General features: G+C 55.2%; 5 protein-coding genes and 1 pseudogene. 2 read left to right on the forward strand and 4 right to left on the reverse strand.

Translation table 11 applies throughout. The features are described 5' to 3' along the window. Window positions 1-164: 164 nt before the first annotated feature. Window positions 165-677 carry a recombinase family protein gene (locus AC07XM_RS30790; RefSeq protein WP_075045752.1) on the reverse strand — a complete coding sequence of 171 codons (513 nt, stop codon included), beginning with the start codon at window positions 675-677 and terminating at the stop codon, window positions 165-167. Here AC07XM_RS30790 and AC07XM_RS30795 point away from each other — a divergent pair. Next, window positions 658-783: pseudogene (locus AC07XM_RS30795) on the forward strand (IS30 family transposase); the annotation flags it as partial. The gene AC07XM_RS30790 and the pseudogene AC07XM_RS30795 overlap by 20 nt on opposite strands. Before the next feature lie 87 nt (window positions 784-870). On the opposite strand, the gene AC07XM_RS30800 reads toward AC07XM_RS30795, so the two are convergent. From AC07XM_RS30800 to gbd, 3 genes are read right to left on the reverse strand one after another with little or no spacing between them, the layout of a single operon-like run. Then, entirely contained in the window at window positions 871-2,460 is a 1,590-nt protein-coding gene (locus AC07XM_RS30800; RefSeq protein ID WP_102689535.1) for an aldehyde dehydrogenase (NADP(+)), read from the reverse strand. A 20-nt stretch (window positions 2,461-2,480) separates the two neighbouring features. Further along, window positions 2,481-3,824 carry an MFS transporter gene (locus AC07XM_RS30805; RefSeq protein ID WP_070087314.1) on the reverse strand — a complete coding sequence of 448 codons (1,344 nt, stop codon included), beginning with the start codon at window positions 3,822-3,824 and terminating at the stop codon, window positions 2,481-2,483. Between the two features lie 45 nt (window positions 3,825-3,869). Further along, window positions 3,870-5,012 (reverse strand): 4-hydroxybutyrate dehydrogenase, encoded by a 1,143-nt coding sequence (gbd, locus tag AC07XM_RS30810; RefSeq protein ID WP_047595526.1) that lies wholly within the window; start codon window positions 5,010-5,012, stop codon window positions 3,870-3,872. Between the two features lie 155 nt (window positions 5,013-5,167). On the opposite strand from gbd, the gene AC07XM_RS30815 reads away from it, so the two are divergent. Continuing rightward, window positions 5,168-5,493: helix-turn-helix domain-containing protein (locus AC07XM_RS30815; protein ID WP_146026088.1), on the forward strand; the 326-nt coding region annotated here is incomplete at its 3' end.

The raw sequence follows: 5,493 nt of genomic DNA on the forward strand, positions 1-5,493 counted from the left end.
TTCAACGTACGTCGTTTTTTGATGTGTTGGCTGCTCGATAGCCGGAAAATTTCCGGCTATTTCAGACCATCCTTAGGCTTTGGTATTATTCTGTGAAATGGGATAAGGGATTGGTAGGCAAGGAATATTTCCTCTATTCGTGCATATCTATATCTGACGCCTTTTCATGGTGATGCATACGTGCAGCGCCCAGCCAATGAGGCCGAGCACACCAAGTCAACATACTCTCTTTTTTGTGCGTGGTAACGGAAGCCCGAGCCACAGGCACAAAAAACAATCCCTCGTAAGATGTTTTTGAATTCTGCGACCTTTCGCCCTGCAAGTTTTGGGTCTTGTCGCTCACTCAATTTTGCGCCGACTCTATAAAACTCTGACTCTGAAATTACTGCCGGATAATAGCCTTTAATCTCTTTTTTGACCTGAATCGGCTTACCTGATTCGTCCCACTCCATAGCGATAAAAGACCCGTAAATTGCGGGCTGTCGAAGAACCTTCCCAACAATGCTTTCAGTATATTTCTTGGGGAAGTTCATCTTGTTTAATTCTTGGGCAGTTGCTCTTGCACCCATTTCAAAACAGAGTTCTGCGGCACGTTTCACGGCTTCTGCATGTTCGTTAAGGATGAATCCCTCATCAACATAGCTGATCCAGAAAGGGGTCGCACTGCAACTGAACATGCGTCCGCGTAAGCGCTTCGACTTCAAATGCCCAATCGAAGTTATGGGCGAGGTGATGCACAAGGCCATGGTTATGCGGCATGATGCTCCAGCTTCAATTCAATGACCGTGTTGCACTCAGCTTCTGCAACCGCCATTTGATCAATTGGATGCCAGCAGCCACGGCTGCGTGTGGCTGCTGGCATTTGTTGCTCTAGCCTTTCGGAGCAGTGGTTTTTCCGTCTACCAGGCGCCAGATATTCAAAGGGTTGTTTTGCTTCAATGCCTCAGGGAGGAGGACATTTGGCAAATTTTGATAGCAAACAGGACGAAGGAAGCGGTCGATTGCAGTCGAACCAACCGACGTTGTGCGGCTGTCAGAGGTAGCAGGGAAAGCACCGCCGTGTACCATGGAGTCACATACCTCCACGCCAGTTGGGAAGCCGTTGACCAATACGCGGCCAGCCTTCTTCTCCATGGCTTGCACCAAACCTTGAGCAATCGCCAAGTCCTCATCTTCAAGATGAAGTGTCGCCGTCAGCTGACCCTCGATGGATTTGGCGAACGCGAGCATTTCGTTGACGTTCTGGCAACGGATGACGATAGCTGCCGGGCCAAACACCTCCTCCAAGAGCTGTGCATTGGCTGCCACGCTTTCGAAGGTCGTTTGATAGAGATGCCCCTGTGCCTGTGTGGCTCCAAGATCAGGCTGGCCTGAAGCAACGGCCTGAACGCAGGACTGACTGGTGATGCGATCAATCCCTTGCGAATAGGCAGAATGAATGCCAGGAGTCAGCATGGTTTGCGCAGCCTTGTCGCCCAGATGAGCTCCGGCCTTGTCCAGGAAGGCTTCCAGGTCAGGGCCATCGACTGCAAGCACGATGCCTGGGTTGGTGCAGAACTGGCCTGCGCCCATTACCAGAGCGTCGATGAAGCCGGTGGCGATGGACTCTGCCCGAGCAGACAGTGCACCTGGCAGGAGGAATACCGGGTTGATGCTGCTCATTTCGGCGTAGACGGGGATGGGTTCAGGCCGCGCTGCCGCTGCCCGCATCAATGCCAGGCCACCGCTACGTGATCCGGTGAAACCTACGGCTTTGATAGCCGGGTGCGATACCAACTGCTGTCCTACATCGTTGCCATCACCGACAATCAGCGAGAACGTTCCCTCAGGCAATTCAAGGCGCTTCGAAGCTTCCTGGATCACTCGCCCTACGAGCTCGGAGGTTCCCAGGTGAGCGCGGTGTGCTTTCACGACAACAGGGCAACCTGCGGCCAGTGCGGAAGCGGTATCGCCACCTGCGACAGAGAAAGCGAGCGGGAAATTACTTGCACCGAGGACGGTGACAGGCCCCAGCGCAATTTTGCACATGCGCAGGTCGGGGCGTGGAAGCGGCTGACGATCTGGCAGAGCCGAGTCGAGTGTCGCATCCTGCCAACGGCCTTGGCGAAGAACAGATGCGAAAAGCCGCAGCTGACCGACGGTGCGTCCCCGCTCGCCTTCAAGTCGAGCCATGGGCAGCCCGGTTTCGAGGTGAGCACGCTCAGTCAATGTAGAGCCCAGGCCTACGATCCCTTCCGCAATCTCTTCGAGAAAACGGGCACGCAATTCAGGTGCAGCGGAGCGGAACGAGTCGAACGCCTGTTCGGCCAGCTCGCAGGCCTCGTTAACCAGAGCTGCGCTTGCGCAGTTGAACACAGGGCTTGGAATAGACTGTTGGTTATTAGGATTGATCGCAAGGAGTTCACGGCCTTCGCCGCGCACCGCTCGATAACCGATTAGTTGTTCACCTGTGAGTTGCATATATCTACTCCGAAAACTTGTTACTTGTCAGTGGAAATGGGCTGCTTCAGAAGAAGCACGTAAGCCATTGCTGCCACCGATGCCACGGCAGCACTGATCAAAAATGCGGAAGCGAATGAGCCGGATTGCTGGATGCTGAAGCCAGTGACAATGGGTGCCACCGATCCCGCCAGGTAACCGCCGAAGTTCTGGATAGAGCCGAAGGAAGCAACCCGTCGACTATCCACGACTGTGTTAGCGATCATCCAAGCAGTTGAGCTGGCCATGTTGACGCTGAACAATGCACCGCACAGCAACACCACGCTGAGGATGAAGCCACTGCCGAACGACAGAGGGATGGTGAATGCAGCAGCTGAGAACAGTGCGCAGACAACTACGAACTTCCGGCTACCCAGTACGGTGGCCCCATTCTTCACCAGTCGGTCACAGAAACGGCCAGCGACGATGGTGCCCAAGGCGCCAAATACATAGGCCAAGGAAACGATCCAGGCAGTTTGATACAGGCTGAGACCGTGCTCACGCTCGAAATAACCTGGCAACCAGGTGAGGTGCAGCCATAGCATGTAGATCACGCCCATGAACCCCAGGACTGCACCCCAAGTGCTTTTGTGCTGGAACAGCTCAGCCCACGCGCTCAACTGAGCTTTCACGCTGGGCCTTGCTGTAATTGCTGCCTGCCTCTGTGCTTGCGTAGCCAGTAGACGTTCGCGTTCCTCTGCAGGAAGCTCAGCCAAAAAACGCTCTTTGCTCTTGTAGAAGGCGAACCAGCAGGCAGCGATCAAGATTCCAAAAACGCCGGTGGCAATGAACATGCCACGCCATCCCCAATTGACCATCAGTAGGGTCAAGAGTGGTGGCGCGATGCAAGGCCCTATGCATGTCGACGACAACACGATCCCAGTGGGCGTCCCACGCTTCTCAGCTTCGAACCACTCTGAAAGTGCCTTAGCAGCTGAAGGAAACATTGGTGCTTCACCGATACCCAGCACGATCCGCAAACCGATGAACGCAGAGAATGTGTTGATCAAGCCAGAAGCAGTTTGAGCAACAGACCAGCCAAGAAGCGCTGCGCCCAGTGAAATCTTGCTGCCCAGGCGATCAATGATCACACCCAGTGGAAGCTGAGCCAGGGCATATGCCAACGAGAACGCTGACAGGAGGATGCCCATCTGGGAAGGCGTAATCCCCATATCCCGCTGGATAGAGGTGTTTGCAATCGACAGAGCGCTCCGATCCACATAGTTGATGATGCCGATCACCAGCAGCAGGCTGACGGTGATGACCTGGTACTTCTTGAAGGGGTTTGAGCTCGCCACCGTTTCAGGCTTACGGTTGAGCTCCGCTTCCGCATATTTGGTGTTCATAGGCGTTCACTTTCTTGTTATTGGATGAGGGCAGGATTTCGAGGCTTACATGGAGGCCTCGAGAATCCACTGGTAATCCTCTGCAGAAGCTTCACGCGGGTTTGTGCGATGGCTGTGATCTGCGAGAGCGCCTTTGATGATTTTGGGGAACATGTCTTCAGTGACTTCCAGCTCCCGCAGGCCGGTTGGCAGGCCGAGTGCTCGGGTCATGTCCCGGATCGCATCTTCGATTTGGCTTTCGTCAGCCAACCCCATCGCTTGAGCAATACGCGCTGTCTTGTGCTCGTTGACCATGGTCGCTGCCTTGCGGTTGAACTGGATCACAGCCGGCAGGAAGATTGCGTTGAGAGTGCCGTGGTGCAGGCGAGGATTGATGCCGCCCAGCGAGTGGCTCAGGCTATGAACGCAACCCAGACCTTTCTGGAACGCGAGAGCGCCTTGCAGGGAAGCACTCATCATGTTGGTGCGACCTTCCAGATTTTTCGGATCTTGGGTAGCGGTTTCGATGAAGCGCCAGGCACGCCACAGGCCGTCCAATGCAATACCGTCCGCAGGTGGGTTGAACGACGGAGCCATGAAGGTTTCGAGGCAGTGGGCAATCGCATCCATCCCGGTAGCAGCAGTCAAAACTGCAGGCAGGCCAAGAGTCAGTTCCGGGTCACAGATTGCAGATTTTGGAACAACGTGGGGGGAAATCACGCCAACCTTACGGCCATCGTCCAAGATGAGAATGGCGCCACGACCAACTTCGCTGCCGGTGCCGGCAGTGGTCGGCACTGCGATCACAGGGGCCGTTGCTGGAGTGATGCGAGCCAGGCCACCTTCGATGACAGCGAAGCTTTTCAGCGGGCCTTCGTGCTTGGCGCATACGGCTACACCTTTGGCAAGGTCAATAGCGGAACCGCCGCCGATGGCGATGATGCCGTCGCAACCGCATTCCTTGAACATGGCCACTGCTTCACGAACAGCATTTTCGTTTGGGTTGGGTGGCGTGCCGTCATAGATCGGCAGCTGAACAGTGGAGTCGGTGAATTTGCTCAGAGCTACATCGACGATACCTGCCGCACGGACACCACGGTCAGTGACGATCAAAGGGCGGGTAATACCAATGCGCTGACACTCTGCAGGCAGGAGCGAAATAGCTCCGACTTCAAACTGGATCTGGGTGATGTAATTGATCAGGGACATGGGGTCTCCTCGAGCCTACTGGCTTTGTTATTTTGGGCCGATCTCAGGCCAATCCGCCGCACCGAGTGCGACATCGTGCCGCGCCAGTATAGAAATCTGAATTCAGCCGTGGTATTGAGAACAATCCATACAGGTATAACTAGGATTCATACCAAATGACCCCGTCCCTCAACTCGATCATGTCCAGGCTCCACGCTAGACACCTGCGATTGCTCATCGAGCTGGACGAGCACCGCTCTCTTCTCGGAGCCGCAAATAGCGTGGGGCTGACACAACCTGGGGCAAGCAAGGCCCTTCAGGAGATCGAGACGACTTTTGGTACGACGCTTTTTAATCGCAACAACCGTGGGCTTGAACCAACGGCTGCCGGCTATTGCGCCATCAGGTACGCCAGGGTGGTGCAGACTGATATCTCGAACCTGCGGCACGATTTGGATGCGATCCTGAGAGGGGTCGGGGGACGCCTTGCGGTGGGGGCGAT

Source organism: Pseudomonas sp. GW460-LB5 (assembly GCF_059423245.1).